Origin of the sequence: Arthrobacter sp. HY1533 (assembly GCF_027568515.1) — a bacterium.
Taxonomy (GTDB): domain Bacteria; phylum Actinomycetota; class Actinomycetes; order Actinomycetales; family Micrococcaceae; genus Specibacter.
Genome location: NZ_JANKZF010000014.1, coordinates 124,371 through 150,979, shown reverse-complemented (window position 1 = coordinate 150,979; position 26,609 = coordinate 124,371). Strand labels below are relative to the sequence as shown.

The 26,609-nt window shown below is 66.2% G+C and carries 26 protein-coding genes; 3 read left to right on the top strand and 23 right to left on the bottom strand.

Features of this window, described 5'->3' with window-relative positions; all coding sequences use genetic code 11:
• Positions 1 to 8: 8 nt before the first annotated feature.
• Genes PCK14_RS12490 through PCK14_RS12470 form a run of 5 tightly spaced genes read right to left on the bottom strand, consistent with a single transcriptional unit; the run spans position 9 to position 5,345 of the window.
• The gene (locus PCK14_RS12490) at positions 9 to 824 is read right to left on the bottom strand and encodes an ATP-binding cassette domain-containing protein (RefSeq protein WP_269938819.1); all 816 of its coding nucleotides are present in this window, start codon (positions 822 to 824) and stop codon (positions 9 to 11) included.
• Complete coding sequence (locus PCK14_RS12485; RefSeq protein WP_269938818.1) at positions 821 to 1,786, bottom strand: ABC transporter ATP-binding protein; 966 nt, start codon at positions 1,784 to 1,786, stop codon at positions 821 to 823. Before PCK14_RS12485 ends, PCK14_RS12490 begins: the two co-directional genes overlap by 4 nt.
• Positions 1,783 to 2,691, bottom strand: coding sequence for an ABC transporter permease (locus PCK14_RS12480; protein WP_269938817.1), 909 nt, complete (start codon positions 2,689 to 2,691; stop codon positions 1,783 to 1,785). The genes PCK14_RS12485 and PCK14_RS12480 overlap by 4 nt, the downstream gene beginning before the upstream one ends.
• Positions 2,688 to 3,701, bottom strand: coding sequence for an ABC transporter permease (locus PCK14_RS12475; protein WP_269938816.1), 1,014 nt, complete (start codon positions 3,699 to 3,701; stop codon positions 2,688 to 2,690). The genes PCK14_RS12480 and PCK14_RS12475 overlap by 4 nt, the downstream gene beginning before the upstream one ends.
• 39 nt (positions 3,702 to 3,740) lie before the next feature.
• Positions 3,741 to 5,345 (bottom strand): ABC transporter substrate-binding protein, encoded by a 1,605-nt coding sequence (locus PCK14_RS12470; protein ID WP_269938815.1) that lies wholly within the window; start codon positions 5,343 to 5,345, stop codon positions 3,741 to 3,743.
• Between the two features lie 116 nt (positions 5,346 to 5,461).
• On the opposite strand from PCK14_RS12470, the gene PCK14_RS12465 reads away from it, so the two are divergent.
• Both PCK14_RS12465 and PCK14_RS12460 read left to right on the top strand, forming a co-directional pair.
• Complete coding sequence (locus PCK14_RS12465) at positions 5,462 to 6,340, top strand: LysR family transcriptional regulator (RefSeq protein ID WP_269938814.1); 879 nt, start codon at positions 5,462 to 5,464, stop codon at positions 6,338 to 6,340.
• A 117-nt stretch (positions 6,341 to 6,457) separates the two neighbouring features.
• On the top strand, positions 6,458 to 8,731 hold the full coding sequence (locus PCK14_RS12460) for a hypothetical protein (RefSeq protein ID WP_269938813.1): 2,274 nt from the start codon (positions 6,458 to 6,460) through the stop codon (positions 8,729 to 8,731).
• On the opposite strand, the gene PCK14_RS12455 is transcribed toward PCK14_RS12460, so the two are convergent.
• The 11 genes from PCK14_RS12455 to PCK14_RS12405 all read right to left on the bottom strand — a co-directional run bounded on the left by PCK14_RS12455 (position 8,728) and on the right by PCK14_RS12405 (position 17,942).
• A complete protein-coding gene (locus PCK14_RS12455) occupies positions 8,728 to 9,621 on the bottom strand; it encodes a GNAT family N-acetyltransferase (RefSeq protein WP_269938812.1) in 894 nt (297 codons plus the stop codon). The two genes, PCK14_RS12460 and PCK14_RS12455, sit on opposite strands and share 4 nt — an antisense overlap.
• Positions 9,578 to 10,744, bottom strand: a complete 1,167-nt coding sequence (gene ispG / locus PCK14_RS12450) for a flavodoxin-dependent (E)-4-hydroxy-3-methylbut-2-enyl-diphosphate synthase (RefSeq protein ID WP_269938811.1) — start codon at positions 10,742 to 10,744, stop codon at positions 9,578 to 9,580. The genes PCK14_RS12455 and ispG overlap by 44 nt, the downstream gene beginning before the upstream one ends.
• Positions 10,745 to 10,873: 129 nt before the next feature.
• Positions 10,874 to 11,167, bottom strand: a complete 294-nt coding sequence (locus tag PCK14_RS12445; protein ID WP_269938810.1) for a YciI family protein — start codon at positions 11,165 to 11,167, stop codon at positions 10,874 to 10,876.
• Between the two features lie 4 nt (positions 11,168 to 11,171).
• A complete protein-coding gene (locus tag PCK14_RS12440) occupies positions 11,172 to 11,720 on the bottom strand; it encodes a hypothetical protein (RefSeq protein ID WP_269938809.1) in 549 nt (182 codons plus the stop codon).
• A 59-nt stretch (positions 11,721 to 11,779) separates the two neighbouring features.
• On the bottom strand, positions 11,780 to 12,406 hold the full coding sequence (locus PCK14_RS12435) for a MarR family transcriptional regulator (RefSeq protein WP_269938808.1): 627 nt from the start codon (positions 12,404 to 12,406) through the stop codon (positions 11,780 to 11,782).
• Positions 12,407 to 12,483: 77 nt separating this feature from the next.
• Positions 12,484 to 13,410 carry a S1C family serine protease gene (locus PCK14_RS12430; RefSeq protein WP_269938841.1) on the bottom strand — a complete coding sequence of 309 codons (927 nt, stop codon included), beginning with the start codon at positions 13,408 to 13,410 and terminating at the stop codon, positions 12,484 to 12,486.
• Between the two features lie 204 nt (positions 13,411 to 13,614).
• The gene (locus PCK14_RS12425) at positions 13,615 to 14,196 is read right to left on the bottom strand and encodes a TetR/AcrR family transcriptional regulator (protein WP_269938807.1); all 582 of its coding nucleotides are present in this window, start codon (positions 14,194 to 14,196) and stop codon (positions 13,615 to 13,617) included.
• Between the two features lie 5 nt (positions 14,197 to 14,201).
• On the bottom strand, positions 14,202 to 14,645 hold the full coding sequence (locus tag PCK14_RS12420) for a tautomerase family protein (protein WP_269938806.1): 444 nt from the start codon (positions 14,643 to 14,645) through the stop codon (positions 14,202 to 14,204).
• A 125-nt stretch (positions 14,646 to 14,770) separates the two neighbouring features.
• Positions 14,771 to 16,099: a M50 family metallopeptidase gene (locus tag PCK14_RS12415; protein ID WP_269938805.1), complete on the bottom strand. Its 1,329-nt coding sequence runs from the start codon at positions 16,097 to 16,099 to the stop codon at positions 14,771 to 14,773.
• 16 nt (positions 16,100 to 16,115) lie between these two features.
• Complete coding sequence (gene dxr / locus PCK14_RS12410) at positions 16,116 to 17,339, bottom strand: 1-deoxy-D-xylulose-5-phosphate reductoisomerase (protein ID WP_269938804.1); 1,224 nt, start codon at positions 17,337 to 17,339, stop codon at positions 16,116 to 16,118.
• Positions 17,340 to 17,429: 90 nt separating this feature from the next.
• Positions 17,430 to 17,942, bottom strand: a complete 513-nt coding sequence (locus PCK14_RS12405) for a MarR family winged helix-turn-helix transcriptional regulator (RefSeq protein ID WP_269938803.1) — start codon at positions 17,940 to 17,942, stop codon at positions 17,430 to 17,432.
• A gap of 129 nt (positions 17,943 to 18,071) precedes the next feature.
• Here PCK14_RS12405 and PCK14_RS12400 point away from each other — a divergent pair, with 129 nt between their 5' ends.
• Positions 18,072 to 18,647 carry an NADPH-dependent FMN reductase gene (locus tag PCK14_RS12400; protein ID WP_269938802.1) on the top strand — a complete coding sequence of 192 codons (576 nt, stop codon included), beginning with the start codon at positions 18,072 to 18,074 and terminating at the stop codon, positions 18,645 to 18,647.
• A gap of 129 nt (positions 18,648 to 18,776) precedes the next feature.
• On the opposite strand, the gene PCK14_RS12395 is transcribed toward PCK14_RS12400, so the two are convergent.
• Genes PCK14_RS12395 through PCK14_RS12365 form a run of 7 tightly spaced genes read right to left on the bottom strand, consistent with a single transcriptional unit; the run spans position 18,777 to position 26,604 of the window.
• Positions 18,777 to 19,589: an HpcH/HpaI aldolase/citrate lyase family protein gene (locus tag PCK14_RS12395; protein ID WP_269938801.1), complete on the bottom strand. Its 813-nt coding sequence runs from the start codon at positions 19,587 to 19,589 to the stop codon at positions 18,777 to 18,779.
• Positions 19,590 to 19,642: 53 nt separating this feature from the next.
• The gene (locus PCK14_RS12390; protein WP_269938800.1) at positions 19,643 to 20,167 is read right to left on the bottom strand and encodes a MaoC family dehydratase; all 525 of its coding nucleotides are present in this window, start codon (positions 20,165 to 20,167) and stop codon (positions 19,643 to 19,645) included.
• Positions 20,164 to 20,817 carry a CoA transferase subunit B gene (locus PCK14_RS12385; protein WP_269938840.1) on the bottom strand — a complete coding sequence of 218 codons (654 nt, stop codon included), beginning with the start codon at positions 20,815 to 20,817 and terminating at the stop codon, positions 20,164 to 20,166. Before PCK14_RS12385 ends, PCK14_RS12390 begins: the two co-directional genes overlap by 4 nt.
• Positions 20,818 to 20,819: 2 nt before the next feature.
• Positions 20,820 to 21,644, bottom strand: coding sequence for a CoA transferase subunit A (locus PCK14_RS12380; protein ID WP_269938799.1), 825 nt, complete (start codon positions 21,642 to 21,644; stop codon positions 20,820 to 20,822).
• A gap of 41 nt (positions 21,645 to 21,685) precedes the next feature.
• Positions 21,686 to 22,849, bottom strand: coding sequence for an acyl-CoA dehydrogenase family protein (locus tag PCK14_RS12375; RefSeq protein WP_269938839.1), 1,164 nt, complete (start codon positions 22,847 to 22,849; stop codon positions 21,686 to 21,688).
• A gap of 2 nt (positions 22,850 to 22,851) precedes the next feature.
• A complete protein-coding gene (locus tag PCK14_RS12370) occupies positions 22,852 to 24,993 on the bottom strand; it encodes an acetyl/propionyl/methylcrotonyl-CoA carboxylase subunit alpha (protein ID WP_269938798.1) in 2,142 nt (713 codons plus the stop codon).
• A 3-nt stretch (positions 24,994 to 24,996) separates the two neighbouring features.
• Positions 24,997 to 26,604, bottom strand: coding sequence for a carboxyl transferase domain-containing protein (locus PCK14_RS12365; protein WP_269938797.1), 1,608 nt, complete (start codon positions 26,602 to 26,604; stop codon positions 24,997 to 24,999).
• Positions 26,605 to 26,609: the final 5 nt, after the last annotated feature.

The window sequence follows — 26,609 nt, the reverse complement described above, 5'->3', positions numbered from 1 at the left end:
CAAGGCTGTCAAAGTTGGATGGTCACCGGCTCGGCACTGGCCACGAGCTGGTGGTTGTGGCGGCTGCCGGGGGACGCATCGAGGAGTTCACGGGTGTAGTCGTGCCGGGGTTTGGCAAAAACGTCGGCCGTCGGGCCCTCTTCCACAAGTTGCCCCTGCCGCATGACCCCGACGTAGTCGCTCATGTACCGCACAACTTCAAGGTCGTGGGAGATCAGCAGGTAGCTCAGCTCGTGTTGCTCCCTGAGTTCCCTCAACAGGTTCAGAATCTGGGCCTGGACGGAGACGTCGAGTGCACTCGTCGGCTCATCCAGGACTATCAACTTCGGGTTGGTGGCCAGTGCCCTTGCAATGCCGACGCGCTGGCATTGCCCGCCGGAGAGTTGGTGCGGCAGCCGCTGCGCGTGCTCGGCGGCAAGTCCCACCCTGTCCAGAAGTTCACCCACCCGCGCCTGCAGTGCCGGTCCGCGGAGCCTGGTGTGGGTGATGAGCGGCTCGGCCACGAGTGCCTGGACACGCATCCGCGGATTCAGCGCCGCCACGGGGTTCTGGAAGACCATCCCCGTGCCGGCCCGGGCCCTGCGCAATTGCGAACGGCTGAGCGCTCCGAGGTCCTGCCCGTCCAGCTGGGATGTCCCTGAGGTGGGCGGAATGAGCCTGAGGGCGCAGCGCGCCAGCGTGCTCTTTCCGGAACCGGATTCGCCCACCAGCCCGAAAGTCTGGCCGCTCTCGATGGCCAGGGAGACGCCGTCGACCGCGTGAAATGCCTTCCCCTGCTTGCGGAAGGTCTTCACAATGTTGTCCAGCTGCAGCAGTGCTGTCATGATTCCGCGCTCCTGATGCACGCCGCTTCATGGCCTTGTGCGACTGGTTGAAGGATCGGGTCGGTGGCCAGGCACTCATCGATGGCCATGGCGCACCTGTTGGCGAACGCGCAGCCGTTGATGCCCAACAGCCTGCTTGGCACGCTGCCGGGGATGGCCACGAGCGGCCGGCCCACGCTTTCCGGGCCGGGCAACGCCCCGAGCAGCCCCCTGGTGTAGGGGTGGCGCGGAGATGCCAGCACGTCCTGGGTGGTTCCGGTCTCGATGACCCGGCCGGCGTACAGCACCGCCACGCGGTCGCAAATGTCGCGCACCACGCCAAGGTTGTGCGAGATGAGCATGACGCCGAAGCCAAAGCTGCCGCGCAGTTCCAGGATCAATTCCAGAATCTTCTTGGCAACTGTCACATCCAGGGCAGTGGTTGGCTCATCCAGGATCAAAAGCCGGGGTTCGCACAAGAGCGCCATGGCGATCATGGCCCGCTGCAGCATGCCGCCGGAGAGCTCGTGCGGATAACTGCCAAACACTCGCTCCGGGTTGGGCAGCTGGACAAGCCCGAGCTGCCGCAGGATGTGCCCCCTGGCCTCGGCGCGGGACATGGCCTTGTGCCGTTTCAGCACCTCGCGCATCTGCTGGCCAATGGTGAACACGGGGTTGAAGGCTGTTCCGGGGTTTTGGAACACCAGGGAGATGACCTTGCCGCGCAGCGACGCTGCGCCGTGGGGCGTGTCCGTGGCCAGGGTGCCATCAAGGGCAATGGTGCCCAGCTGCCTGGCGCCATTGGGCAGCAGCCCCAGGATGGCCAGGCCGGTGAGCGATTTCCCGCATCCGGTCTCCCCCACCACTCCCAGTATTTCCCCGGGGGCAATGGTCAGATTCACGCCCCGGAGGGGCCGGTTGGTCACGGCGCCCCTGTCGGAGAACTCGATCTCGAGCTCGCGCACTTCCAGCAATTGCTTCATCGCTTCACCTGCCGTGGATCGAAGTAGTCCCGCAGGGCGTCGCCCAACAGGTTGAAGCCAAGGGTGGCCAGGAAGATCGCCAGTCCCGGGAAGGTGGAAATCCACCAGCTGGTCAGGACCATGCCCCGGCCTTCTGCGACCATGAGGCCCCAATCGGGCGACGGCGGCTGGGCACCCAGGCCGATGAAGGCCAGTGAGCCCGCGGCGAGGATGACGCTTCCAACATCCACCGTGGCCTGCACCAGGATCGGTGTTGAGCAGTTGCGCAGGATGTGTTGGCCAATGATCTTCCAGGTGGGCACGCCCATGGCACGGGCGGCCTCAACAAAGGGCCTGTCCCGCAGCGACCGCGCCTCGGCCCGGACGAGCCGGGCGTACCAGGGCCACCAGCAGATGGCCAGGGCAATGCCGGCGTTTGTCATGCTCGGCCCCAGCACGGCCACGGTGACCATGGCCAGCAGGAGCGGCGGGAAGGACTGGAACACCTCGGTGATGCGCATGAGCACCTCATCGAGCCAGCCGCCGCGGTATCCGGCGATTGCCCCCAGCGGGACACCGATCAGGGCTGCAATGGCAACCACGAACAGGGACACGGTGAGTGCGGGGCGGGCGCCCATGACGATGCGGCTGAGCACGTCGCGGCCCAGCTGGTCGGTGCCAAGCCAGTGGAGGGCGCCGGGGGCCAGGTTGCGCTGGGAGATGTTGGTCTGGCCCATCCCCTGTTCCGGGAAGGGGGCAATCCACTGGCCAAAGACCGCCAGGACCACCATGAGCAGGATCAGGCCAATGCCAACGGCTGCCAGCGAGTCGGTGCGCAGCACCCGGCCCAGCCGGCCAAGCGGCCCTTCACCGAAGGGAACAAATGCCTTGAGCGCGGGCTCGGGCTTCTTCTGTGTGATGGTCATGAGATCCTCACTCGGGGATCCAGGCGGGCCTGGACCAGGTCCACTGCGACATTGGTCAGCAGGTATCCGACGGCGCTGAGCAGCGTGATGGCCATCATGACCGGATAGTCCACAGCGAGCATGGCCGCCGTGGCAAAGGCGCCAATGCCCGGCCAGTTGAACACAATCTCAACAAAGAACGTGCCAGTGAGTGCATAGGCGGCTGCGAGTCCAACAATGGTCAGCGTGGGTGGCAGGGCGTTCTTCAGGGCGAGCCGCCACACGATGGCGCGCTGCCGCAGCCCGTAGGCGTTGGCGGTGAAGATGTAGTCCTGCCCCTGCACCTCCAGCATGGAAGCCCGGGTCATGCGCGCAATGAGCCCCAGCGGATAGGCGGCCAGGGTGATGGCCGGCAGGACCAGGTGCTCCAGCCCGTCCGTGTATGCCACCCAGTTGCCGGTGATGAGGCTGTCAAACAGGGGGAAGCCGGTAACGGTGGAGACCGGGTCCGAGTACTTGATGGAGTTGCTGAACTGCCCCGTTGCCGGAAGCAGGCCCAGCCGCCCCACGAACAGCACCTGCAGCAGCAGCCCAAGCCAGAACGTCGGCATGGAAATCCCGCCGATGGACAGGAAGCGGATCGCCGCGTCGGTCAATTTGCCGGGCCTGCGCGCCGCCACCACGCCCAGCACAATGCCGAGCACAACTGCCAGGAACAGTGCCGCAAAGATCAGTTCCAGGGTGGACGGCAGCCGGGTGGCAAGTTCCTCAAGGACCGGCCGCTTGGTGGCCAGGGAATTTCCCCAGTCGCCCGTCACCAGGCCCAGCAGGTAACTGAAGTACTGCACGTAGAGCGGGCGGTCCAGGCCAAGTTCGGCGTGGACCCGGTCCAGCTCGGCCTGGGGCGCCTTGGGACCCACATAGATGACGGCGGGATCGCTGGGAACCACGCGGGCCAGGATGAAAACAATGATCGTCAGTGCGAGTATGACGATGGCAGAGCTGCCAAGACGGCTGGCAAGGTAGCGCAATGTATGTCCCCCTTCGTGAAGGAAACGCGGGTGGGGGCGTCAGCTGGAAGGGCGGACCGGGGCAAAGAACACTGTGAATGGATAGTTTTCGTTGAACTTTCCAAATGTCAGGCCGTTGGGGATGACGGACACAGCGTGTGCGTCATAGAAGAACGCCCCGGGCGCCTCCTTGTACAGGACGTCCATGGCCTCCCTGTATACCTTGCCCGCTGCCTCCTTGTCCGTGCCGGCGAGCTTTCCGGCCTTGTCCACCAGGGCGTCGTAGTCGGCGTTGTTCCAGTAGCTGAGGTTGAAGTACGGCTTCTCGCTTGAGTGGAACAGGGAGTAGAGGTTGTCCGCGCCGGCGTCGCTGTAGGTGGGCCAGTAGTACAGGACAAAGATGTCCTGGGCCGACTTCGGGTCGGCCTTGGCTGATTCCCACTGCTGGTTGAACAGTTCAGCCCTGACGGTGACCTCGACGCCCACCTTGGCCAGGGCATCCTTGATCAGCGGCACAAAGCGGGCCTCGGCCGGGTTTTCCGAGGCGTAGCTCAGGTTCAACGAGAAGCCTCCCCCGGGGTGCCCGGCCTCGGCCAGGAGCGCTGCAGCCTTGTCCAGGTCCTGCTTGTACTGGGGAACTGAATCGGCGTAGGGGAAAATGCCCTTGGGCACGGGACCGTGGCTTTGGGTGCCGTAGCCCTGACCGCCAATTTCGATGATGTCCGCGTAGGGCATTGCGTAGCTGAGGGCCTCGCGGACTTTCACGTTGTCCAGCGGCGGCTTGGTGGTGTTGAAGAAGGCCAGGTAGTTGAACGGTGAGTTGTATTCCTGGACCTTGTAGTCGCCGCCTGCCGCCAGGTCCTTGGCGTTCTCCAGGGGGACGTTCGTGGCGAAGTCAACCTCGCCGGCCGTCAGCATTTGCTGGGCCGTCACGGCGTCGGGGGTGATGGAAATGTCCACTGTGGTGTAGCTGGGCATGGCCTCCTTGTTCCAGTAGTCCGCGTAGCTCTCCAGCACCACCTTTTGGCCGGGAACGTAGGAGGCCAGTTTGTAGGGCCCACTGCCCCCGTCCACGCCGGCATCAAAGTAGGTCTTGTCGGCCTTGACCGCGGCCAGGGCCTTGGGGGAAACAATCCATGCGCCGTAGGTCGAGGCGGCAACCAGGTCCATGGGTGCCGGGTACTCCAGGTGCATGACCACAGTGGAGGCGTCCGGTGCCTCGACGCTCTTCAGCGGCGCCCAGATGAATGATGCGCCGCCGTTCTCCTTTGCCGCATCAATGCTTGCCTTCACGGCAGCCGCATCCACGGCCTCGCCGTCATGGAAGGTGGCGCCGGAACGAATGGTGAAGGTCCAGCTCAGGCCGTCGTCGCTGGTCTTCCAGTCCGTGGCGATGCCTGGGCTGAAGGCCTCCTGGGCGCCCTCGGCATTTTTCCAGATGAGGGGTTCGTAGATGTTCCCGAGGTACAGGGCCTCGGTGGAGAACGATCGAACGGGATCCCAGGTGGTGACGGCAGCGGATGCCGCCACGGAGAGTACATTGCTGGCGGCACCATTGCCGCCCTTGTTGCCCCCGGGGGAACAGGCGGCCACGGCCACGCCGCCAACAACCAACATTGCTGTTGTGACGAATGCTCGACGGCTCAATACTGTGTTGATTTCCATGCCGGATCCTCCTGGACTCTCTCGCATTCTCGTAGCGAGGTGGCATTAGTCTATTCATCACATTAAATGTCTGTAAAATACTAATATCGTAACAACTTCATGCCTGGGAGGCATATATGGACCTGCGCCTGCTGCAGTACTTTCTGGCCGTTGTCGATGAAGGCTCGGTCAATGCCGCTGCCGCCAAGGTGCATGTGGCCCAGCCCTCGCTGTCCCGCCAGATCAGGCGGCTGGAAACGGAGCTGGCCTTGAATCTGTTCAACCGCTCGGCCAAGCGGTTGCACCTGACGGCAGCTGGGCAGAAGTTTGTGCCCATCGCCCGGGACCTGGTCAACCGCGCGGCCCAAGCCCATGCCGCCGCGACCACCATGTCCAAGGGGTTTTCCACCAACCTGACCATGGCCTCCTCGCCAACCACGGTGGCGGACATCATTTCGCCCTTCATAGTCCAGGCCGGCTCAACCGGCCCCATTGCCAATGTCGTGGAGGCAAGTCCGGAGCATGTGTACGACGCGCTGCGGGCCGGCGATGCAGACCTGGCCGTCGGCACGCGGGTTCCGCCGGCCGAACTGCGTTCGAAGGTCATTGGGCGCGCCTACCTGTGGGCCCAGTTCCCGGCCGGCCACCCGCTGGCAGGAAGCCGGCGGGTGGCCATCGAGGAGCTGATCAAGTGGCCGCTGATCGTCCAGTCCGCCGACCACGGGGTCAGGCGCATGTTTGATTCGGCCGCAACGGCCAGCGGGCTTTCCTACACAGCCGCGTTCGAGACGGAATCGCCCTACGTTGCCCAGGCCCTTGCCGCTGCCGGGCGGGGCGTCTGCGTGCTGTCGGACGACTCCCGCTACGAGCTGCAGGTGGCCCCCATTGGCGTTGGCAGTGAGGAGCTGGTCATCACGCTCTACGGCGTTTGGGATCCGACCCACTTTGCGGCCGAGGCAATCGAGGACTGCCTCAAGGACCTTGGCGCCTTCATCTCTGAGCTCTACCCGCAGTAGCGCGCTGCCCCGGGGAGTGGATGCTCCCGGGGCATGATCCTTGAACCCAATGGGTCTTGGACGATTCTCCGCGGGCTGCGGATGCTGGTTGTATCCACCAACCGGCAGGAGAGCCCCATGCACCACCGCATTGCCCAAATCACCGTCGCAGCCCTCACCATCGCGGGGGCGGGCCTGGGAATCGCAGCACCCGCCACGGCCGCCGCCGTCCCCGTTCCAGGTGACCCCTTGACGGGCTCCGGCGCCGTCTCAAGGCAACTGCTCACGGCGGCCCAACTCAACGGCGGCACCAGCACGGGAACGGTCTCGAACGATGCCTTCGCCCTGCCGGCCAACGCCAAGGCGCCCAGCAACCAGTTTGAGGGAACGCTCACGCTGAACGGCGTTGGCACCTCCGGCGGTTTCTCCTCGCTCAAGGACCCCTACGGCTACGGCACCGACACTGCCCTGCGCCACCTTCCGCCCATGGGCATCAAGCTCGTGCAGAATGGCAGCCACCTCATCCCGGCGGCACGGGGCCTCCTGTTCACCGGCAGCCCCTACTGGAACCTTGCCGTGGGGCCGGGCCGTGCCTGGAACGAGACCGCTGACGGTTCCAAGACCCGGGCCTCACTTCCCTTTGCCCTGGTCGAGCGCAACGCCAATTGCGTGCACAACGGGGTGCTTACCTTCCTTTTCGATGCCGGCAGCACCAGCAATGTCAGGTACCAGGTCACCAGTGAAACCTGCGAGTACTTCCAGTTCGACATGTGGGGCCAGCTCGGCTCAACGTACGCACCCGGCCCCGTGGCCAACGCCGAGGCGCTCAAGACGGCGTTCTCCACGGAAGTTGGGAACCGCCTGCCAACCCGGCCCATCAGTGCCCTCGCCACCGACTACCCGGGAGCAGGCATTGATGTGGCCGCGTTCAGCAACGGCATCTCCCCCGCCGCGATGAGCACCTTTGGCTTCTTCTATGGCGAGGTCAACTACGTTGGCGGCTGCACCACCCGCCAGGGCGCCTACCCGTATTGCGGCCAGCTGCTGCTCCCTTCCTATTCGACGGCGAAGTCCGCGTTCGCGGGCATGGCCTTGATGCGCATGGGGCAGAAATTCGGGGCCGGCGTGTATGGGGAAGCCATCAGCGCCAGTGTCCCCGAGGCCGCAGCCAAGTCCGCGTGGAATGGCGTCACGTGGCAGAACACCCTGAACATGGCCACAGGCAACTACGATTCACCCGACTATGAGGTGGATGAGGGCGGCTCAACCATGGCGGCATTCTTTGCGGCCGAGCCCTACGCCCAAAAGATGTCCTCGGCGCTTGGATTTCCACGCAAGGCGGCACCCGGCAGCTCATGGAATTACCACAGCTCGGACACGTTCGTGGCAACAAAGGCCATGAACAACTACCTGCAGTCATGGGAAGGAACCTCCCGCGACATCTTCACCATGGTCCGTGACGACGTCTTCGCGCCCATCAAGCTCAGCCCGGATGCCCAAACAACCCTGCGGACCGACAATTCGCCCACGGGGACTCCGTTGGGCGGCTACGGGCTCTTTTGGACCCAGGACGACATTGCCAAGGTGTCCAAATTCCTGACTGTGGACAACGGCGCCGCCAACGGCCAGCAAATTCTCAGCCCTGCCATGCTCGATGACACCATGCAGCGAAACCCAGCCAACCGCGGCGTCACAACCACCGGAACCACCGCGTTCAGGTACAACAACGGGTTCTGGGCAAAACAGTTCACCTCGGCCGACAGCCCCGCCATCACCACACCCTTCCATGTCCCGTTCATGTCGGGGTTTGGCGGGATCAGCGTGGCCCTCATGCCCAACGGCGCCAGCTACTACGCCTTCAGCGACAACAACGAGTTTGCCTGGACGGGGTCGGTGCTCCAGGCGATGAAGTTGGCGCCGATGACCACGGCGCCCAACCCCACGTGCCCGGCCGCCAACCTCTTGGGCAATGGCGGCTTCGAGACCGGCACGGCCGCACCGTGGGCGGCCTCACCGGGGGTGGTGGACAACCGGACGCTGCAGCCGGCACGCACGGGATCCTGGAAGGCCTGGCTGAACGGTTTTGGCAGCGCCAACACCGAGACACTCAGCCAAACCGTCGCCATCCCGGCGTCGTGCGCCTCCGCCAAGCTCACCTTCAGCCTGCGCATCGACTCGGCCGAGACCCTGCCCAACGCCTATGACGGGCTGAAGCTCTCTGTCACGCCCACAGGCGGCACCGCGACCCAACTCGGGAGCTGGAGCAACCTGGACGAATCGGGATACGTCCAAAGGACATTTGACCTCTCCGCCTGGGCGGGACAGAGCGTGAGCATCCAGTTCACGGGCATGGAGGACTACTCAAAACAGACGTCCTTCGTCATTGACGACGCAAGCGTGGACGTTGGCTAAAACAACACCGTGGCGAAGGTGCCCACCTGTTCAAAGCCCACACGGTCATAGACGGCCCGGGCACGCGTGTTGTAGTCGTTGACGTACAGGCTGGTGATGGGCGCGTGCTTCTGGGACAGCAGCACGACGGCGGCCATGTAGCCCGCGCCCAGGCCCAGTCCGCGGTGGCTCGGGTTCATCCAGACCCCCTGGACCTGGGTGGCGTGGCGCGTCACGGCGCCCAGGTCGGCCTTGAAAATGACCTCACCGTCGGGTTCGCTGTCGCTGAAGGAGTGGCCGTGGCTGATGAGCCAGGCCACGCGGCGGCGGTAGTTGGCCTCGCCGCCCAAAAACGGCGAGTAGCCCACTTCCTCCTCGAACATGGCCGCGGCTGCCACCAGCACTTCGCTGAACTGGCTGCTGACGCTGACGGCCAGCCGGGGGTTGGGTTCAACGCGCGGGGGCCCGGAGATGGTCAGAAGGGGCTGGTTTGCCCGGATTTCCTGGGCCTCGATGCCGGCACCGCGCAAAACGTCCATGAGGGCCAAGGTGGGTTCGGCCGGGCCAAAGATGGAGGCGTGGGGCTGCCAGTGGGCCACCATCCAGCGGCCGAAGGCGGCTGCGTGCTCGGCCGTTGCCTCGACGGGCACCACGTTGGAGCCGACCCAGCAGGCGGCGGCGAGGCTCACGCCGTCGTCCGCAAAAAAACCCAACATGACGGCGCCCGGAAAGCTGGGCACAGCCGTGTTGTTTTGCTCAAGCAGCGAGTCGACGAAGACGTTGGCCACGCGGTCGCGCGCGATGAGCGCCCGGAGCGCGTCCGTGTCCTGGTGGACAAGGACGCGCACCGGGTCGTGGTGCAGGCCCCTAGGAAACGGTAACCACGGGGCCACCCGGGAGAGTCGTGCCATCCGCGTCGGACTCCATCTCTTCGGCAAGCCTCATGGCTTCTTCAATGAGTGTCTCAACAATCTGGTCCTCGGGCACAGTCTTGATGACCTGGCCCTTAACAAAGATCTGGCCCTTGCCGTTTCCGGAGGCCACGCCGAGGTCGGCCTCGCGGGCCTCGCCGGGTCCGTTGACAACACAGCCCATGACGGCCACACGCAGCGGCACTTCCATGCCTTCCAGGCCGGCGGTGACTTCCTCGGCCAGGGTGTAGACGTCAACCTGGGCGCGGCCGCAGGACGGGCAGGAGACAATCTCGAGCTTGCGCGGGCGCAGGTTCAGCGACTGCAGGATCTGGTTGCCCACCTTGATTTCCTCAACCGGCGGGGCGGAAAGGGACACGCGGATGGTGTCGCCGATGCCCTTGGCGAGCAGTGCGCCGAAGGCCGTGGCCGACTTGATGGTGCCCTGGAAGGTGGGGCCGGCCTCGGTGACGCCCAGGTGCAGGGGCCAGTCGCCCTTCTCTGCCAGCATCTCGTAAGCGGCCACCATGATGACGGGGTCGTTGTGCTTGACGGAAATCTTGAAGTCGTGGAAGCCGTGCTCCTCAAAGAGCGACGCCTCCCAGACGGCCGATTCCACCAGGGCCTCGGGCGTTGCCTTGCCGTACTTCTTCATGATGCCCGGCTCCAGCGAACCGGCGTTCACGCCAATGCGGATGGAGGTCCCGTGGTCCTTGGCGGCCCTGGCAATTTCCTTCACCTGGTCATCGAACTTGCGGATGTTGCCCGGATTCACGCGGACCGCGGCACAACCGGCCTCGATCGCGGCGAAGACGTACTTGGGCTGGAAGTGGATGTCCGCGATGACGGGGATCTGGGACTTGCGCGCAATGATGGGCAGCGCATCGGCGTCATCCTGCGACGGGCAGGCCACGCGGACAATGTCGCAACCGGACGCCGTCAGCTCGGCGATCTGCTGCAGCGTGCCATTGATGTCAGTGGTTGGCGTGGTGGTCATGGACTGCACGCTGATGGGCGAATCCGAGCCCACACCCACAGAGCCCACCTTGATTTGACGGGTTTTGCGGCGCGGCGCAAGAACGGGAGGCGGCAATGGCGGCATGCCGAGACTGACGGAGGTCAAAATATGCTCCTTGGAGTTCATTGTTCAAGCACTGCGGCGGTGGAACCGGCTTCTGGCGCCACCTGGGGATCCCGCAACTTCTACCAACGATTGTAGGCTTGATCCCCGCTCCGCGAGGACCAGTGAGGCCTAGCCCACGTAGTGGCTGAGCTGGCCAATCACGGGGTTCCAGCCGGAGATCTTCAACCCGGTGACGCCCCCGCCAATGGTCATGGGGTCCTGGGAGACGAGCTTCTGCACGGCGGCCTCGTCCTCGGCGCGGAAGATCAGCAGCGCGCCGGCACCGTCGGCGTAGGGACCGGAGGCAAGGACAACCTCGGCCTCGGCCTGCGCGGCCAGCCATTCGCGGTGCTTGGGGCGGTGCTCGGTCCTGGCTGCTTCGGCTTCGGGACCATAAACGTATTCAACGGCAAAAATAGACATGGCTTCAGCCTATAGGCACGAGGGTTTTTGTGAGGGCTGCGACGCTTGCCGCCCACAACATGGACGCCAGCGTGCCAATGATGAACCGCTCGCTGGCCGCGGGCGTGTCCTTCAGTTCGGGGTAGCGGCCCAGGCCCTTGATGGCCACAACGTAGGCGATGGCCACCGGCTGGCCGGAGAGGATGGCCACGGCCACGGCGGCCCGCTCCAGGAATCCAATCAGGAGCCCGCCGCGGAGCACCTCGGTGCGTGGCGCTTTGCCCGGTTCGGCTGCCGCGGACGCATTTTCGCCCGCAGGCACGACGCCGGATCGCTCGCCTTCCGCCGGCGCCGGCGCGTCAGCATCTGCTTCCGGTGCCGGCGCGTCAGTGGTGGAGTCCGTCTCAAACCCTGCCGGCGCAGGGGTTTCCGCCGCCACGGGGCCGCTGCCGGATTCGGCCGCGTCGACGGCCCGGACGGTGCTGGACCTGGCAAATTTCAGGATGCCGGCGGTCACGGGCCAGCCTCCAACCACGGCCACCACAAGGGCCATTCCCACCCAGATTGCTTCCATGCACCCTCCCAGCTTGGGCCGGCCCCGCGGATTGCCGGCCGACGTGTCCTGCCCCCAAGCTACCGTGCGGGGCTGACATCCGTGGCGAGCCGCGCATGGCGCAGCAGCAGGGCTGCCGCCTGACGTCCGTTGCGCTCTTCCTGGCTGCCCGAGCGCTGGATAGCCTTGCTCACGGCCTGGGGCGTGATGCCAAGCTTTGCGGCAAGGTCCTTTTGGCTCGCTCCGGCAGCGGCGGCCTGGGCGTCCAGGACGCGCCACTCGGCCTCGGAACGGTTCCGGACAACATCGCCCAGGAGGACCAGCACGGCCTCGGCGGCCGCCGCCCATTCGGCCGCGGCCGGGTCCGCCGCCCGCACCCGCAGCGGCACCCGCTCCCCCGTCTTCTTGGCCGCCTCGACGGCGTCGCGAGCTGCAACAAAGGCCCCACCGGAGGCTTCACGGGGCGTTTGTGGCAACGGGAGGTCCACGGGCCCCACGCCGATTCCCACGTACCAGTCCTTTTCCCGCAGGACCCTGGCTGCCACTTCAACCACGGTGCCGGGGTCCGCCAGCAGTCCCTGGACCTCGTCGCCCACGGAGCGCTCGAAGGGGAGCACCGTGGTGAACCCCGATAGCATGTCCAGGATCCGGGGAACCCTGTCCCCGTGGGTGCGACTGCCGCGTTGGTCCATCGTCAAAACAAACATGAATCAACCATAATCAACTGATTGTGGCAAATCAACCTTTTTTGACTGTTGATTCGACCCGGCTCACGGTCCTGCGGCTACTCCGCCATCTCAACCGGCACGGTGATGACATCCACCATGGCGCCGTTTCGAAGCACTGTCACGGGCAGCGGCACGCCAATAGCGTCGGCGAACAGCCGCTTTTGCAGGCTCTCGGCGCTTGAGACCTGGCGCCGCCCCACGGTGAGCACCATGTCACCCGGCTTCAGCCCGGCCATTTCCGCAGGAGATCCGGCCATGACATCCACGATGCGCAGCCCCTCCCGCTGGCCCAGGCGCACCGCCAAGGTCTCGTTCAGGGGCATGGGCGAGCTGACCAGGCCAAGATAGGCGCGGCGGACACGTCCGTCAGCCATGAGGGCTGCAATGATCTTGCGGGTGGTCGCGTTGATGGGCACGGCCAGGCCCAGGCCGGCTCCCGCGACTGCCGTGTTGATTCCGACAACCCGGCCGCGGGCATCCGCAAGTGCCCCGCCGGAGTTCCCGGGATTCAGTGCGGCATCGGTTTGGATGACGTCCTCAATGACCCGGCGGGTTCGGCCAACTGCCGAGGGCAGCGACCGACCCAGGCCGCTGACCACTCCGGCAGTCACAGATCCGGCCAGCCCCAGCGGGTTGCCCACGGCAATGACCAACTGGCCCACCCTCAAGTCCTCGGCATCACCGAGCCGGGCAGGTGTCTGCAGGTGGGACAGGCCGCGGATGACGGCAAGATCGGACAGCGGGTCCGCTCCCCTGATCTCAATGTCGGTTCCGGTCCCGTCCGAGAAGGCCGCCCAGCCGCCGGTGGCGCCGGCAACCACATGGGCGTTGGTCAGCATGTAGCCGTCTTCGGTGAAGACCACGGCGGATCCGGCACCGAGCCGGACCGTGCCGTTGCGTCCCGGGCCGCGCAACTCAATGGCGGCCACGTGCGGCCCCACCGCCTCGGCCACGGCTATGACAGTGCGGGAATAGGCATCCATGGCTTCTTCCTCCCACGTGCCGTGCGGGGAAACTTCGGGAAACTCTTTCACTTCACACCTCCGGGACTTGCCAGCTCTGGCGGGGAACCCATCGCAGGAAACAGCTGCACCCCATGCCAGTACAACAAGCGTGGCGGCCACCACAGTCCCGCCGCTGCTACGCCATGGGTGAACGCGCCCGGCAAGCCGCCGGCAAGGGTGCCGCTAAGGCTGGTTGGCCCGTGCCCTGCCCTGGAGCATTTCGGCAAGGTCCAGCAACTGCTGCGCGACGGCGTCGAACGGTTCCGTGGTGTGTTGGGAGCGGCTCAGCACCACGGCGCCCTCACTTGAGGCGATGAGCATGGCAGCAAAACTGCCGGCATCCGCCGCGGTGAGTCCGCCCTGCTCCAGAAGGCGGCCCAGCCCAAGTCTCCAGGATTCAAAGACCTTGGCTGCCTGTTCCTGGAGCAGCTGCGATTCCGTCGCCACTGTCACGGCCAGCACCGAGCATCCCGCCCGGAAGTCGGAGCGGAGCAGGACCTCCCGCCACAGGTGGAGAAAGTAGGCAGTGACCCCGGTGGCAGGCTCCCCCGCCTTGGCCTCGAGCAGGGCCACAACGCGGGCCCCGGCGAATTCCATGGCCTCCCCGACCAGCTGGTCCTTGCCGCCGGGGAAGTGGTGGTAGATGGAACCGCGGGGCGCGCCCGTCAGCTCAATCACCTCGGCGAAGGATGTGCCCTGGAAGCCTCGCTCGGCCAGGAGCCGGGCAGCCCCCTCAATCATGATCCTGCGGGAATTGGAAGCCATGCGCTCTAGGGCTGGGCCGCCTTGGCCGCCAGCTCGCCGATTTGTTTGCGGGCCGCGGCAACCAGCTCGTCGTTGGTGTTGGCGTGGCCGGCAAGGCCCCAGCCCCCTGGAACAGCCTCGGTCAGCAGGACCCAGGTCCGCCCGGCAAGGCCCGGGTCTCCCGTCGCCGTGGCAACGATCTCGGTGAACTGGGCCACCACGGCGAGCTGCTGTTCGCGGTTGAGTGCGCCGGAGTTCGTCAGCACCTGGACGCGGACGTAGTTGCTGTCCCCGTCAATGTTGGTGATGTCTCCGGCGGGCAATTCATGAATGAAGCCGGCCGTGTTTTGGCGGAACATGGGGATGTCGGGGACACCCTCGATGACCCTCAAGGTGGCGGCGAGATCCTTGGCAAGCTGGTGCTTGTCGGCAAAGGTTCCCGCCGTTGCATAAACATCGATCATGGGCATGGTGGCCCTCCGCATCAGTTGTTTGCAGCACATCCGTTGTCACCATGGTGAACTATGACGATCGTCATAGTCAAGGGTTTCACAGGACATCCGCCGGGCCACTTGGCGGCCACGACCGGCCCGTCTCAGCCGAACAGGTTGACGGGCTTGACGATGTCGGCGTAGATGAGCAGCGCACCCATGGCCATCAGGACCACGGCTGCCACATAGGTCAGCGGCAGGAGCTTGGCAATGTCGAACGGGCCCGGGTCCTTGCGCTTGAACACCTTGGCCACGGTGCGCCGCGCACCCTCGTAGAGGGCCCCGGCGACGTGGCCGCCGTCGAGCGGCAGCAGCGGGATCAAGTTGAACACAAACAGGGCCAGGTTCACCCCGGCCACCAGGCCAATGAGCGTTGCCGCGCGCGAGCTGAAGGGGACTTCCTCCATGGCGGCCACCTCGCCGGCCACGCGGCCCACGCCCACCACGGAAATGGGGCCGTTGGGATCGCGGGGTTCGGAGCTGAAGGCGGCCTGCGCCACACCCACCAGCTTTTGCGGCAGCTGGAACACGACGCCGCCGATCTGGACGATGTTGTCCCCCACGGCCGGCAGCACGGCCGACGCCGGTTCGCGCACCAGGGCGGATCCCGGGCCCACGCCGAGGAAGCCAGCCTGCACGGTGACGGCGTTGCCTGCGGCGTCGACGGCGGCCCTGCCGTTGGCATCAACCACGGGCCGGGCAGTGAGAACAGGGGTGATGGAGGTGGTGACCGTCTGGCCGCCGCGTTCATACACGAGCGGAACTGTCTTGCCCGCCGAGGCACGGACCCACTCGGTGAAGGAGTTCCAGTCGGTGACCTCGCGGCCGTCGAAGGACTTGATGGTGTCGCCCGGCTGCAGCCCCGCCGCGGCGGCGGGCGTCTTGGTGCAGTTTGTGAGGTCTTCGGGGACCGGCTCGCCGTAGGCCACCTGGCAGGCGTTGACTGTGGACAGCGTGGTGGTGGGCTGGGCAGTGCCGAAGCCCATGAGCAGCACACCCATGAGGACCACGCCAATGAGCAGGTTCATGAACGGCCCGCCCAGCATGATGATGATTTTCTTCCACACGGGCAGCTTGTAGAACACCCGGTTCTCATCGCCCGGGCCCACTTCCTCGTGCGCGGCGCTGCGGGCCTCGCTGGCAAGGGTCTGGAACATGCCGGTGCTGGAGGGGCGGACGCTGCCGTCGGTGGGGTTGGGCGGGTACATGCCCACCATGGCCACATAGCCGCCGGCCGGGATGGCCTTGATGCCGTACTCGGTTTCCCCCTTTTTCCGCGACCACAGGGTGGGGCCAAAGCCGATCATGTACCGCGTGACACGCACCTTGAACAGCTTGGCCGGCACCAGGTGGCCCACCTCGTGCAGGGCGATGGACAGGGCGATGCCGACGGCCACGAAGGCCACCCCGCCAATGAAGAGCAATACGGTCACGGTCTACTTCCTGCGATCAGCGGTTGCCGGCCTTGGCGGCCAGCAGTTCATGGGTCCGGGCGCGCGCCCACACCTCAGCTTCCAGCACACCTTCGAGTGTGAGCTGCGTGGCGGGTGTGTGTTCGCTGAGAACTTCGGCGATGGTGTCCACAATGTCCAGGAATCCGATCCGCCCGTCATGGAAGGCGTGGACAGCCTCCTCGTTGGCGGCGTTGTAGACGGCCGGGCAGGTGCTCCCCCGTCGCGCTGCCTCCTTGGCCAGTTCGACGGCGGGAAACGCTGTGTTGTCCAGGGGCTCGAACGTCCAGGTGGCGGCCTTGGTCCAGTCGCACGGTGTTGCGGCACCCGGAACCCGCTCCGGCCAGCCCATGCCGAGCGCGATGGGCAGGCGCATGTCCGGCGGGGACGCCTGGGCAATCGTGGAGCCGTCGGTGAACTGCACCATTGAGTGGACCACCGACTGCGGGTGCACCACGGCCTCGATGCGGTCCAGGGGAATATCGAACAGCAGGTGGGCCTCGATGACCTCAAGGCCCTTGTTGACCAGGGTGGCCGAGTTGGTGGTGACCATGGGGCCCATGTCCCAGGTGGGGTGCTTGAGCGCCTGCTCCGGGGTGACCTGGGCCAGCTCTTCGCGGCTGCGGCCGCGGAACGGCCCGCCCGAGGCGGTGACGATGAGCTTGTCCACCTCGCCGGCGGTGCCCGAGCGCAGCGCCTGGGCCAGGGCCGAGTGTTCGGAGTCGACGGGGACCAGCTGCCCCGGGGAGGCGGCAGCCTTGACGAGCTCCCCGCCCACGATGAGTGATTCCTTGTTGGCCAGGGCCAGGATGGCGGGGGTGGCCAGTGCGGCAAGGGTTGGTGCCAGGCCGATCGAGCCGGTGATCCCGTTCAGGACCACGTCTGCTGCGTTGGCGGTGCCGGCACCCCAGGCGGCAATCAGTGTGGAGGCGTCGGGGCCGGTGAAAATTTCGGGGCCATAGCTTGCCAAGCCGGCCTCGGCGGCGCGGGCGGTGATCAGCGAACGCAAGGTCCCGGCGTCGTCCGCGGCGGTGCCCACGGCCAGGACCTGCAGCGCAACAGCCTGCCTGGCCAGCAGTTCCAGGTTGCCGCCGCCTGCGCTGATGGCCGTCACACTGAAGCGCGGCGTGCCGTCGGGCAGGGCGGCCTGGGCGACGACGTCAATCGCCTGGGTGCCGATGGAACCTGTGGAGCCGAGGATGATCACTTTGCGATGGGCCATGCCTACAAGTATTCCGCAATTGTTCCACGGCTGGGCCCACGACCGCGAGGGACCCGCTGTGAGCTTGCGAGCGGTGGGAGCGGTTGGGGATTACCAGAGGCCGCGTTCCTCGGCGGCGGCGCGGATGCTTGTCAGTGCGTCGTGGAGTTGCGCCTGTTGTTCGGGGGTGAGCGGGTCAAAGATGGTTTCCCTGACCATGGTGACGTGGCCGGGCGCGGCGCTGTGGATTTTTTCCCAGCCGGCATCGGTGAGTGCGATGTCCTGGCCGCGACCGTCGGAGCTGGCGGCGCAGCGGTGGATGAGGCCGCGCGCCTCCATGCGGCGCAGCAGGTGCGAGACGCGGGAGCGTTCCCAGCCGAGCTTGGCGGCAAGGTCGCCCGAGCGCACGGCATCGGCGCCAGCCTCGGAGACGACGGCCAGGATGGCGTATTCCCCGCCGGACACATCGGAATCGCCGCTGAGCTGGCGGTCGATGGCACGCGGCAGTCCCTTGGCGAACTCGCGCAGCTCAAGCCACAGCGCCTGTTCGTCCAGGCTGAGCCAGCGGGTCTGGCCGGGGTCGCCGGCGGGCTGTTCGCTGCCGGTGTTTTCGCGGCTGGTCATTGCCTTCCTCACATTTCTTCGCATTGGTTGACATGTCAAGTATCTCTGATCCATGATTGAAACATCAAGTTTTAGTTGACACGTCACTTACTTTCGGTGGCGGGCTTCCACTCTTCAAGGAGAAAACTCATGACCAAGATCGCCATCGTCACCGGTTCCACCCGCCCCGGCCGCAACAACCACGGCGTTGCAGAGTGGGTTCTGGCCCAGGCCCAGCTGCGCGGCGACGCAGACTACGAACTCGTTGACATTGCGGACTTCAAGCTGCCCATCCTGGATGAGGCCTTCCCGGCCGCGTACCAGAACTACCAGAACGACCACACCAAGGTCTGGGCTGCCAAGATGAACGAGTTCGACGGCTACATCTTCATCACCGGCGAATACAACCACTCGGTCCAGCCGGCCCTGGCCAACGCCCTCTCCTACCTGAACGCGGAGTTCAACAACAAGGCCGCCGGCATGGTGGGCTACGGCTCGGCATTCGGCGCCCGCGCCATCGAGCACCTGCGCGGCATCCTCTCCGAGCTGCAGGTCGCCCACGTGCAGAAGACCGGCCTGTTCTCCCTGTTCACCGACTTCGAGAACTTCTCCACCTTCAAGCCCACCGATGCGCAGGCTGCCTCGGTTGAGCCCATGTTCGACCAGCTCATCTCCTGGACCCACGCCATGAAGACCGTGCGCGAATCCGCACTGGCCGCCGTCTAAAGCCCCAGGACGCTCCCTCACTTCACGGGGTGTTTTTGACAACGCTCCCTCACCAGTTCATTTCGGGTGAGGGAGCGTTGTCATTTAATGCCCCAAAAGTGAGGGAGCGTTGTAGGGGTGGGGTCTGGGTCAGGGGGTTGCGGCGCGGCTGATCGTTTGCTTCGCGTGGAGCAGGATGGGGCCGTCGACCATCTGGCCCTTGAACGCGAACACGCCCGTTCCGGCAGCCTCGGCCGCGTCCAGGAGTTCCCGGGCTGCAGCCACCTCGGAATCGGCGGGGCGGTAGGCGTCGCGCACCACAGCCACCTGCGAGGGGTGGATGCAGGCCTTGGCGCCAAAGCCGCTGGCCACGGCGTCCTCGGATTCCTCCGCGAGCCCGTCGAGATCGGCAAAGTCGGCGTAAATGGAGTCGATGGCCACCTTGCCCGCCGCCCCGGCCGCCAGCAGCAGCTGCGAGCGCGCGTGCATTGCCACGGCTCGGTAGGCACCTGCCCTTGCGCCGGAGGTGAAGCGGCTGGATGTGCCGCCCAATGAAGCCACCAGGTCCTCCGCACCCCACATCAGCCCCACCACATTGGGCAGCTGCGCCAGGGCCGGTGCGGCGAGGATGCCGGCCGCGCTTTCGCACAGGACCACAACGTCGTATCCCTCCAGCGCCGCCACTGCCTCGGGGTCGGAAGCTTTCGCGACCATGATGGTTCGGTAAGGGCTGAGCGCAACGGCCGCCAGGTCCTGGACGGAATCCGGGGTGCCGAGCGCGTTGATGCGCACCATGGTGCTGGCCGGATCCAGCGTTGCCGCCGCCAGGTTCTCCCGCGCCTCCGCCTTGGCCGCGGGTGCCACTGCGTCCTCGAGGTCGATGATGACGGCGTCCGCCCGCTCGGCGGCCTTGGCAAAGCGTTCGGGCCGGTCCGCCGGCGCAAACAGCAGCGCCGGGCCCATGGTGAATTCCCTGTGCTCGGAAATGGTGTGCTCCTTAGGTGTTTCCTGGTTGGTCAGTCTTGCCCGGCGGGCAGGAGCCAGAACAAGGCGGTGCGGCTTGCCTTGGCCACCACGACGCCGGACTGGTTGCGCCCCGTATGCTCCATCACCACTATCCCCTGCCCGGGCCGCGATGCCGAGAGCCTCTTCTCCACCACCACTGTCTCGGTGTACAGGGTGTCGCCGTGGAACATGGGGTGTGGAAAGGCAATGTCCGTCATGCCAAGCTGGGCCACGATGGTGCCCTGCGTCAGTTGCGCCACGGACTGGCCCACCATGGTGGCGAGGGTGAACATGGAGTTCACCAGGCGCTGGCCGAACGGCTGGCCCTCGCTCCATGCCGCGTCCAGGTGCAGGGCCTGGGTGTTCATGGTCATGGTGGTGAACAGGACGTTGTCCGTCTCCGTCATGGTGCGCCCGGGCCGGTGCCGGTACACGGTGCCGATTTCGAGTTCCTCAAAGTACAGGCCACGCTGGGTCACGACGCGCGGTTGGGGCGGGGACTGGTCCTTGGGCCAGCCTGCGTGCAGCTCACTCATACATTGTCCACATCGTGCATCTCCAGGTTCAGCGGGGCGCCGGTGGCGGCCACGATCTGCTCCACTGTGACATCCGGTGCGAGCTCCTTCAAAACCAGCCCGTCCGGCGTCACCTCGATGACGGCCATGTCGGTGATGATCAAGTCCACGCAGCCCTTGCCGGTCAGCGGCAGTGTGCACTCCGTGAGGATCTTCGGCGAGCCGTTCCTGTCCACGTGCTCCATCATGACAATGAGTTTCTTGGCGCCGAACACCAGGTCCATGGCACCGCCCATGCCCTTGACCATCTTGCCGGGGATCATCCAGTTGGCGAGGTCGCCGTTCTCCGCCACCTGCATGGCACCCAGCACCGCGACGTCAACGTGGCCGCCGCGCACCATGCCAAAGGACAGCGCCGAGTCGAAGAAGGCCGCCCCCTTGTTCACGGTCACGGTTTCCTTGCCGGCGTTGATGAGGTCGGGGTCGACGTCGGCCTCGGCCGGGTAGGGCCCCGTGCCCAGGATGCCGTTCTCTGAGTGCAGCACCACCTCCACCCCGGCGGGGATGAAGTTCGGAATCAAGGTGGGCATGCCAATCCCCAGGTTCACGTACTGGCCGTTGTGAAGTTCCCGGGCCACCCGGGCGGCGAGCTCGTTGCGCGTAAGTGCCATGGTCATGCCTCCTTGGTCTGGGTCTCGACAGGCTCGACCACCGGGACAGGGGTCTCGACAGGCTCGACCACCGAGACGGTCCGCTTCTCAATGTGCTTCTCGCTGCCCGGTGTTCCGGCGGGCACGTGGACCACGCGCTGGACGAAGATGCCCGGCACATGCACATGTTCGGGGTCCAACTCCCCAGGTTCCACGAGCTCCTCGACTTCGGCAATGGTGATCTTCCCGGCCATGGCGCACAGCGGGTTGAAGTTCATGGCGGTGGCGTGGAAGACCAGGTTGCCGTGGCGGTCGCCCTTCCAGGCGTGCACCAGCGCGAAGTCCGGGGTGAGCGATTCCTCCAGCACAAAGTCGGCGTCACCAAAGGTGCGCACCTCCTTGGCCGGCGAGGCAATCTCAACCCCGCCCGCGCCGTCGTACTTGCGCGGCAGGCCGCCCTCGGAGACCTGGGTACCGACCCCGGCCGCCGTGTAGAAGGCGGGGATGCCGGCTCCCCCGGCGCGGAGCTTCTCGGCGAGCGTGCCCTGCGGGGTCAGCTCCACCTCGAGTTCGCCGGCCAGGAACTGCCGGGCAAACTCCTTGTTCTCCCCCACGTACGAGGAGACGGTGCGGCGGATGCGGCCGTCGGCGAGCAGGATGCCCAGGCCCCAATCGTCCACGCCGCAGTTGTTGGAGATGGTTTCCAGTTGGGAGGTGCCGGCGCGGTGCAGGGCGCCGATGAGGGCAACGGGAATGCCGCACAGGCCAAACCCGCCCACGGCGAGGGAGGCGCCGTCGTGGATGTCATGAATGGCGGCGGCTGGGGTGGCAACGACTTTGTTGATCATCACTAATACCTTTCTGGGGTCTCGACAGGCTCGACCACCGGCTACAAACCCAGTTCGCGGGCGATGAGCATGAGCTGGACTTCCGTGGTGCCCTCCCCCACCTCCAGGATCTTCGAGTCGCGGTAGTGGCGGGCCACGGGGAATTCATTGATGAATCCGTAGCCGCCGAAGACCTGCGTGGCGTCCCTGGCATTGTCCATGGCCGCCTCGCCTGCGACCATCTTAGCGATGGCCGCCTCGGTCTTGAAGGGCTTGCCGGCGAGCATGCGGGCGGCGGCGTCGTAGTAGGCTAGGCGGGCCGTGTGGGCGCGGGCCTGCATGCGGGCGATCTTGAAGGAGATGCCCTGGTAGTGGCCAATGTTGTGGCCGAAGGCGCTGCGCTCCTTGGCGTAGCGGACGGATTCGTCCACGCAGCCCTGCGCGGAGCCGGTGGCAAGGGCGGCAATGGCGATGCGGCCTTCGTCCAGGATGGACAGGAAATTCGCGTAGCCGCGGCCGCGCACGCCGAGCAGGTTCTCTTCGGGCACGTGGACGTTGGACAGGCTCAGCGGGTGGGTGTCGGAGGCGTTCCAGCCCACCTTGTTGTAGGCCTTCTCCACCGTGAAGCCCGGCGTCCCGTTGGGCACGATGATGGTGGAGATTTCCTTCTTCAACGAGCCGTCCTTGCGTTCCGAGGCGCCCGTGACGGCCGTGACGGTGACGAACTTGGTGATGTCCGTGCCGGAGTTCGTGATGAACTGCTTGGCCCCGTCGATGACCCATTGGCCGTTCTCCAGCCGCGCCTTGGTGGCCGTGCCGCCCGCGTCGGATCCGGCGTCGGGCTCGGTCAGCCCGAAGCCTGCGAGCGCCTTGCCGGAGGTCAGCTGCGGCAGCCACTGCTCCTTCTGGGCGTCCGTGCCGAAGCGGTGGATGGGCATGGCGCCGAGCGACACCCCTGCCTCAAGTGTGATGGCCACCGACTGGTCCACCCGCCCCAGCTGCTCCAGGGCCAGCGCCAGGGCAAAGTAGTCCCCGCCCATGCCGCCAAACTCCTCGGGGAAGGGCAGGCCAAAGAGCCCCAGCTCCCCCATCTGCGCCACCACCTCGTAGGGGAAGGAGTGTTCCTCGTCGTGCTTGGCGGACACCGGGGCCACCACGGTGTCGGCGAAGTCGCGCACCATGTCACTGAGGTCCTGGTGCTCGTCGTTGAGCTCAAAGTTTGGCACTGTCATTCCCCTTCAGGGTTGGTTGTAGGTTCTTGGTCCGGCTCCACGGTGGCCACCACTTGGTCGGCCTTGACCAGGGCGCCGGGCACCACGGCGATGTGCACGGTGCCGGCCATGGGTGCGGTGATCTGGTGTTCCATCTTCATGGCCTCGACGGCGAGCAGGACGTCGCCCGCCTGGACCCGGTCCCCCGTTTTTGCGTTCACCACTGTGACGGTGCCCGGCATGGGGCTGCGGAGCTGGGGATCGGCCGCGGCGTCCACGCGCTCCAGCCCGGCGAGCATGCGGGCCGTGGCCGCATCCCTGCCCAGGCGCTCCAGCGCAATGCTCCATCCCCCGGCGCCCAGGAAGACCGTGTCCCCAGCCAGGGCGAACTGATAGCCATCCACCGACGCGGACACCTCCTGAGCCCCGTCCAGCCCACTGACCAGCACGACGCCGGGATCTTGCGTGCCGTTGACCGTCACCACACCGGTGCGGCCCGGTGCCGCCCACGACGACCGCCACGGCTGGGGATCGCCGAGCCGCCACCCGTCGGTTCGGGCCCAGGGGCGGTGCGGCGGAGGAGCCGGCGTTTCCGAAGGGCGCGTCAGGGAGACCGAGGCCGCCCGCGGCCGATTGGTCGGAAAGCGCCCGAGGGAATGCCGGTCCGCAGCCACACCGGACCGGGTCTCGACAGGCTCGACCACCGGGGAGCGGGCAACGAGGGCCGCGGCGGCGTAGTCGGAGGCGGCGACGTGGCGGAACGCCATGTCCGGCAGCTTGCGCTCGATGAGGTTGGTGTCGAGGCGGCCGGCCTGGACGTCGGGGTCGGCCAGGAGCAGGCGCAGGTATTCCACGTTGGTGTGGACGCCCAGCACCACGTAACTGGCCAGTGCGGCGTCCAGCCGTTCCAGTGCCTCGGCCCGGCCGGCTCCCCAGGCAATGACCTTGGACAGCATGGGGTCGTAGTCGGCCGAGATTTCCAGCTGCGGCAGCAAGGAGCTGTCCACGCGAATGCCGGGGCGCTGGGCAACCGATTCATCCAGGGCCACCACGGTTCCGGTGGCCGGCAGAAACCCGTCCGCCGGGCTCTCCGCGTACACGCGGGCCTCGATGGCGTGCCCCTCGAGCGCCACGTGCTGCTGGCCGAAGTTCAGCTTCTCCCCGGCGGCGATCTGCACCTGCCACCCCACCAGGTCAATGGGTGAGTCATCCACGCGTGCCACCATCTCCGTGACGGGGTGCTCCACTTGCAGCCGGGTGTTCATCTCCATAAAGAAGAACTCCTCCGGGTTGTCGTCCGAGACCAGGAACTCCACGGTGCCGGCGCCCGTGTAGTTGACGCTGGCGGCCGCGGCACACGCTGCGGCGCCGATGCGTGCCCGGGTGGCACCGCCGTCGTCCAGGGCCTCCAGCAGCGGCGAGGGGGCTTCCTCGATGACCTTCTGGTGGCGGCGCTGCAGCGAGCATTCGCGCTCGCCCAGGTGGACCACGTTGCCAAAGGTGTCGGCCAGGACCTGCACCTCGATGTGGCGCGGGTTGGCGACGAGCCGCTCCAGGAACAGGGTGTCGTCGCCAAAGGCTGTTGCGGCAACCCGGCGGGCCGTGGCGAGGGTGGCCGGCAGCTCGTCGGCGGAGAAGACGCTGTGCATGCCCTTGCCGCCACCACCGGCCGAGGGCTTGATGAGCAGGGGGTAGCCAATCTCTGCAGCGGCGGCAATGAGGTCCGCATCCGTCAATCCCGGCTCGGAGATGCCCGGCACCACGGGCACGCCGGCGGCGGCAACGTGGTTCTTGGAGCGGATCTTGTCGCCCATGACGTTTAGGGCTTCCACGTTGGGCCCGATGAAGGTGATGCCCGCAGCGTCGAGTGCCTTGGCAAACTCGAGGTTCTCGGACAGGAAGCCGTAGCCGGGGTGGACTGCCTGCGCGCCGGACTCCCGGCACGCGGCAATCACGTTCTCGATGTTCAGGTAGCTCTCGGCTGCGGCGGCGGGGCCGATGCAGACGGCGGCGTCGGCCTCGCGCACGTGCCGGGACCCGGCGTCGGCCGTTGAATGGACGGCCACGGAGCGGATGCCCAGGTCCCGGAGCGTGCGGATCACGCGGCAGGCGATTTCGCCGCGGTTGGCGACAAGGACGGTGTCAAACATTGCAGTCATGGCTCACATCCTGAAGAGGCCGAAGGCGGTTTCGGGCAGCGGGGTCCGGGCGCAGACGTCCAGCGCCAGGCCCAGGACGGTGCGGGTGTCGGCGGGGTCGATGATGCCGTCGTCCCACAGCCGGGCCGTGGCATAGTACGGGCTGCCCTGGTGTTCGAACTGTTCCAGGACGGGTGCCTTGAAGGCGGCCTCAGCCTCGGCGGACCAGTGCTCGCCGTGCTGCTCAAGCGCATCCCGCTTGACGGTGGCCAGCACGGAGGACGCCTGGTTGCCACCCATGACGGAAATGCGCGACGCCGGCCAGGTCCACAGGAAGCGGGGACCGTAGGCGCGCCCGCACATGGAGTAGTTGCCGGCGCCAAAGGACCCGCCCACAATGACCGTCAGCTTCGGCACGCGGGCCGTGGCCACGGCGGTGACCATCTTGGCGCCGTGCTTGGCGATGCCGCCATGCTCGTAGTCCTTGCCCACCATGAAGCCGTTAAGGTTTTGCAGGAAGATCAGCGGGATCCCGCGCTGATCGCACAGTTCAATGAAGTGGGCGCCCTTGAGCGCCGATTCGCTGAACAGGACACCGTTGTTGGCCACGATGCCCACGGGGTGGCCGTGCAGCGTGGCGAAGCCCGTGACCAGCGTGGTGCCGTAGTTCTTCTTGAATTCGTGGAACTTGCTGCCGTCCACCAGGCGGGCGATGATTTCACGGATGTCGTAGGGCGTGTTCAAGTCGGTGGGCACGGCGCCGTACAGTTCGGCGGGGTCAGCGTCCGGTTCGCTCGATTCCCCCACTGCCCAGGCCGGCGCCGGGTTGGGCGGGAGCGTGGCCACGATGTCGCGGATGATGGCCAGCGCGTGTTCGTCGTTTTCCGCCAAATGGTCGACGACGCCGGAGATTCCCGCGTGGACGTCGCCGCCGCCGAGCTCCTCCGCCGTGACGATCTCACCAATGGCGGCCTTCACCAGCGGCGGCCCGCCCAGGAAGATGGTGCCCTGGTTGCGGACAATGACGGTCTCATCGCTCATGGCCGGCATGTAGGCGCCGCCGGCCGTGCAGGAACCCAGCACGGCGGCAATCTGCGGGATCTTCCGGGCCGACATTTGCGCCTGGTTGAAGAAGATCCGGCCAAAGTGCTCCTTGTCCGGGAACACCTCGTCCTGCTTGGGCAGGAAAGCCCCGCCGGAGTCCACCAGGTAGATGCAGGGCAGCCGGTTCTCCAAGGCAATCTCCTGGGCCCGCAGGTGCTTCTTGACCGTCAGCGGGTAGTAGGTGCCGCCCTTGACAGTGGCGTCGTTGCACAGGACCATGACGTGGCGGCCCTCCACCAGGCCAATGCCGGCGATGACCCCGGCCCCGGGGGACGCGCCGTCGTACATCTCATGCGCGGCCAACGGGGAGATCTCCAGGAAGGGGCTGCCCTCATCGAGCAGGTGGCCGATCCGATCCCGGGGCAGCAGCTTGCCGCGGGACACGTGGCGCTGGCGGGATTTCTCGGGACCGCCCAGGGCAGTGGTGCGCAGTGTGCCGCGCAGTTCCTCCACGAGGGCACGCTGGGCGGCATCATTGCGCGCAAAGGACTCCCCCGACGTTTCCACCCGGCTGTGCAAAGTCTCCATCGACC

What these genes read in the sequence shown, in the direction of transcription:
- PCK14_RS12490 (WP_269938819.1), bottom strand. Translation starts at nt 824, where the DNA reads ATGACAGCACTGCTGCAGCTGGACAACATTGTGAAGACCTTCCGCAAG.
- PCK14_RS12485 (WP_269938818.1), bottom strand. Translation starts at nt 1,786, where the DNA reads ATGAAGCAATTGCTGGAAGTGCGCGAGCTCGAGATCGAGTTCTCCGAC.
- PCK14_RS12480 (WP_269938817.1), bottom strand. Translation starts at nt 2,691, where the DNA reads ATGACCATCACACAGAAGAAGCCCGAGCCCGCGCTCAAGGCATTTGTT.
- PCK14_RS12470 (WP_269938815.1), bottom strand. Translation starts at nt 5,345, where the DNA reads ATGGAAATCAACACAGTATTGAGCCGTCGAGCATTCGTCACAACAGCA.
- PCK14_RS12465 (WP_269938814.1), top strand. Translation starts at nt 5,462, where the DNA reads ATGGACCTGCGCCTGCTGCAGTACTTTCTGGCCGTTGTCGATGAAGGC.
- PCK14_RS12460 (WP_269938813.1), top strand. Translation starts at nt 6,458, where the DNA reads ATGCACCACCGCATTGCCCAAATCACCGTCGCAGCCCTCACCATCGCG.
- PCK14_RS12455 (WP_269938812.1), bottom strand. Translation starts at nt 9,621, where the DNA reads ATGGCACGACTCTCCCGGGTGGCCCCGTGGTTACCGTTTCCTAGGGGC.
- PCK14_RS12445 (WP_269938810.1), bottom strand. Translation starts at nt 11,167, where the DNA reads ATGTCTATTTTTGCCGTTGAATACGTTTATGGTCCCGAAGCCGAAGCA.
- PCK14_RS12440 (WP_269938809.1), bottom strand. Translation starts at nt 11,720, where the DNA reads ATGGAAGCAATCTGGGTGGGAATGGCCCTTGTGGTGGCCGTGGTTGGA.
- PCK14_RS12435 (WP_269938808.1), bottom strand. Translation starts at nt 12,406, where the DNA reads ATGTTTGTTTTGACGATGGACCAACGCGGCAGTCGCACCCACGGGGAC.
- PCK14_RS12430 (WP_269938841.1), bottom strand. Translation starts at nt 13,410, where the DNA reads ATGGATGCCTATTCCCGCACTGTCATAGCCGTGGCCGAGGCGGTGGGG.
- PCK14_RS12425 (WP_269938807.1), bottom strand. Translation starts at nt 14,196, where the DNA reads ATGGCTTCCAATTCCCGCAGGATCATGATTGAGGGGGCTGCCCGGCTC.
- PCK14_RS12420 (WP_269938806.1), bottom strand. Translation starts at nt 14,645, where the DNA reads ATGCCCATGATCGATGTTTATGCAACGGCGGGAACCTTTGCCGACAAG.
- dxr (WP_269938804.1), bottom strand. Translation starts at nt 17,339, where the DNA reads ATGGCCCATCGCAAAGTGATCATCCTCGGCTCCACAGGTTCCATCGGC.
- PCK14_RS12405 (WP_269938803.1), bottom strand. Translation starts at nt 17,942, where the DNA reads ATGACCAGCCGCGAAAACACCGGCAGCGAACAGCCCGCCGGCGACCCC.
- PCK14_RS12400 (WP_269938802.1), top strand. Translation starts at nt 18,072, where the DNA reads ATGACCAAGATCGCCATCGTCACCGGTTCCACCCGCCCCGGCCGCAAC.
- PCK14_RS12395 (WP_269938801.1), bottom strand. Translation starts at nt 19,589, where the DNA reads ATGGGCCCGGCGCTGCTGTTTGCGCCGGCGGACCGGCCCGAACGCTTT.
- PCK14_RS12390 (WP_269938800.1), bottom strand. Translation starts at nt 20,167, where the DNA reads ATGAGTGAGCTGCACGCAGGCTGGCCCAAGGACCAGTCCCCGCCCCAA.
- PCK14_RS12385 (WP_269938840.1), bottom strand. Translation starts at nt 20,817, where the DNA reads ATGGCACTTACGCGCAACGAGCTCGCCGCCCGGGTGGCCCGGGAACTT.
- PCK14_RS12380 (WP_269938799.1), bottom strand. Translation starts at nt 21,644, where the DNA reads ATGATCAACAAAGTCGTTGCCACCCCAGCCGCCGCCATTCATGACATC.
- PCK14_RS12370 (WP_269938798.1), bottom strand. Translation starts at nt 24,993, where the DNA reads ATGACTGCAATGTTTGACACCGTCCTTGTCGCCAACCGCGGCGAAATC.
- PCK14_RS12365 (WP_269938797.1), bottom strand. Translation starts at nt 26,604, where the DNA reads ATGGAGACTTTGCACAGCCGGGTGGAAACGTCGGGGGAGTCCTTTGCG.